Source organism: Corallococcus sp. 4LFB, assembly GCF_046520365.1.
GTDB lineage: Bacteria > Myxococcota > Myxococcia > Myxococcales > Myxococcaceae > Corallococcus > Corallococcus caeni.
Genome location: NZ_JBKGHJ010000689.1, coordinates 1 through 3431 on the forward strand (window position 1 = coordinate 1; position 3431 = coordinate 3431).

Sequence of the window (3431 nt, forward strand, 5' to 3'; positions counted from 1 at the left end):
CGGAAGTGCTGCGAGTCCCACGGGTAGGCGTGAAGGACGACTTCTTCGCGCTGGGTGGCCACTCGCTGCTGGTGACGCAGGTGGTGTCGCGGATCCGCGCGGAGACGGGCGCGGAGCTGCCTCTTCGCACACTGTTCGATGCTCCCACCCTTGAGGCCCTGGCCCAACGGCTGGAGAAAGCGAACCGCGTCCAGGGCTCCCTCCTGAACGACGCGCACGTGGGCACGCAGCCGCCACTGTCCTTCGCCCAGCAGCGGCTGTGGTTCATCGACCAGCTGGAGCCCGGGACCTCGCTCTACAATCTGCCCGTGGCGGTGCGGCTGGAGGGCGCGCTGGATGTCGCGGCCCTGGAGCGGGCCCTGAATGAGGTCGTCCGCCGGCATGACTCCCTGCGGACCACCTTCGAGGAGCGCGGCGGTCACGCCATCCAGGTCATCCACCCCATCCTGTCGCTGGAGCTGGGCCGGGTGGACTTGCGCGCCGTCGACGCAGCCCACCGCGAGGCGGAGGCCCACCGGCAGGTGGAGAAGGAGATGCTCCGTCCGTTCGACCTGGGCCGCGGGCCGTTGATCCGCACCCGGCTGTTCACGCTCGGGGAGCGCGAGCACGTCCTCGTGGTGACCATGCACCACATCGTTTCGGACGGCTGGTCGCTGAGCGTGTTGATCCGCGAAGTGGGGGCGCTGTACGCGGCCTTCACCTCGGGGCAGCCGTCCCCCCTGCCGGAGCTGCCCGTGCAGTACACGCGCTACGCCGCCTGGCAGCGCGGCCGGCTCCAGGGCGACGTCCTCGCCCGGCAGGTGGACTACTGGAAGCAGAAGCTCTCAGGTGCGCCGCCGGTGCTGGAGCTGCCCACGGACCGTCCGCGTCCTCCCGGACGGGGCATCGCGGGGGCGGCGCTCGCCTTCACCCTGTCCCCTCGGCTGGCTGAGGGCCTTGGCGCCCTGGCCCAGCGTGAGGGCGCGTCGCTGTACATGGTGCTGCTCGCCGGATGGCAGGTGCTGATGGCGCGCTACTCCGGGCAGACGGACATCAACGTGGGCTCGCCCATCGCGGGCCGCACGCGCGCGGAGCTGGAGGGGCTCATCGGCTTCTTTGTCAACACGCTGGTGCTGCGCGCGAACGTGGAGGGCCGCCTGTCCTTCCGCGAGCTGCTCGCCCAGGTGCGCGAGACGGTGCTGGACGCGTACGAGCACCAGGAGGTGCCGTTCGAGAAGCTGGTGGAGGCGCTGCAGCCGGAGCGCAGCCTCAGCCACACGCCGCTCTTCCAGACGATGCTGGCCCTGCAGAACGTGCCCATGAGCGAGCTGCGGCTGCCGGACCTGGCCCTCAAGCCGGTGGAGGCGGAGAGCCCCATCGCGAAGTTCGACCTGAGCGTGACGCTCATGGAGGGGCCGCGCGGGCTCACGGGCTCCCTGGAGTACAGCACGGAGCTGTTCGACGCGGGCACCGTCCAGCGGATGGTCACGCACTGGCTCACGCTCCTCGAAGGCGCGGTGGAGCGTCCGGACACGCGCGTGTCCCGCCTGCCCCTGCTGACCGCCGCCGAGCGCCGCGAAATGCTGGTGGACTGGAACGCCACGCGCGCGCCGTTCCCCGAGGCGTGCATCCATTCGCTCTTCGAGGCCCAGGTCCGTCGCGCGCCGGAGGCAGTGGCCGCGGTCTTCGAGGGGACGCAGTTGACGTATGCGCGGCTGGAGGCGCGCGCCAATCAGCTCGCCCATGCCCTGCGCCGTCGTGGCGTGGGCCCGGAAGTTCGCGTCGCGCTCAGCGTCGAGCGCTCACTCGACATCGTCGTGGGCCTCCTCGGCATCCTGAAGGCCGGTGGCGCCTGGGTGCCCGTGGATCCGCTGCTTCCCCGCGAGCGCCTGTCCTTCATGCTGGAGGACAGCGCCGCCCAGGTGCTCGTCACCTGGCAGGGGCTGGTGGACCGCTTCCCGGAGGGGCTGCGTGAGCGTGCGCTCTGCCTGGACACCGAGCACGACGCTCTCGCGGAGGAGCCGACGGACGCGCCCAGGACGGGCGTGACGCCCGCGAACATGGCGTACCTGCTCTACACGTCGGGCAGCACGGGCACGCCAAAGGGCACGGCGGTGGAGCACCGCAGCGTCGCCAACCTCGTCACGCATGAGGCAGTGGCGTACGGCATCGGGCCCGGCAGTCGCGTGTTGCAGTTCGCGAGCCTCAGCTTCGACCTGTCGGTGGAGGAGGTCTTCACCACGCTCTGCAACGGCGCCACGCTGGTGCTCGCGCCGCTGGAGAAGTTGATGCCGGGCGAGCCCCTGCCGGTGCTGCTGCGGGAGCAACAGCTCTCCGTCGTCAGCCTCACGCCCGCTGCGCTCGCGGCGACGTCCTCCGAGGGACTGCCGGAGGTGCGCACCGTCATCTCCGGCGGAGAGGCCCTGCCCGCGGAGGTCGTCGCGCGCTGGGCTCCGGGGCGGCGTCTGCTCAACACGTACGGCCCCACGGAAGCCACCGTCATCGCCACGTTCGGACAGGCGGTCGCGGATGGAAGCGTGCCCTCCATCGGCAAACCGTTGGCGAACGTGCGCGTCTACGTGCTCGACCCGCATGGGCAGCCGGTGCCGGTGGGCGTGCGCGGTGAGCTGCACCTCGGTGGCGTGGGTGTCGCGCGTGGGTACGCGGGACGTCCGGGCCTGACCGCCGAGCGCTTCGTGCCGGACGCCTTCTCGGGGGTCGAGGGCGCCCGGCTCTACCGCACGGGCGACGTGGTGCGCTGGCGCGCGGACGGCCAGCTGGACTTCGTCGGCCGCACCGACGCCCAGGTGAAGGTGCGCGGCTTCCGCATCGAGCTGGGCGAGGTCGAAGCCGCGCTGGCGCGGCAGCCGGGCGTGAGCGAGGCCGTGGTGCTGGTGCGGGGCGACGGCGCGGACAAGCGGCTGGTGGGCTACGTCGTGGCGAAGGACGGCCACGCGCTGGACGTGGACACGCTGCGCGCGGGCCTGCGTCAGCGGCTGCCGGAGTACATGGTCCCCTCGGCGCTGAGGGTGCTGGACGCCCTGCCGCTCAACGCGAACGGCAAGGTGGACCGCAAGGCGCTGCCGGAGCTGGAGGCCGCCCTCATGGGCGACGCCTACGTAGCCCCGCGCACCGTGGCGGAGGCGAAGGTCGCGGCCGTCTGGGCGGAGGTGCTGCGCCTGGAGCGCGTGGGCGTGAAGGACCACTTCTTCGCGCTGGGAGGCCACTCGCTGCTGGCGACGCAGGTGGTGTCGCGCATCCGCACGGCGCTGGGCGTGGAGATGCCGTTGCGCCTGCTGTTCGAGTCGCCCACGGTGGAGGCGCTGGCGCTGCGGCTGTCCCAGCTGGGACGCTCCGGCGTGCCGATGCTGAGCGCCGGGGCGCGTCCCGCGTCGCTGCCGCTGTCGTTCGCGCAGCAGCGGCTGTGGTTCATCGACCAGCTGGAGCCGGGC

General features: G+C 71.9%; 1 protein-coding gene. It reads left to right on the forward strand.

What is annotated here, in order from left to right; all coding sequences use genetic code 11:
- Window positions 1-5: 5 nt before the first annotated feature.
- Window positions 6-3431 (forward strand): amino acid adenylation domain-containing protein (locus ACLEQD_RS39575; RefSeq protein WP_410391100.1); only part of this gene is annotated, 3426 nt, incomplete at its 3' end.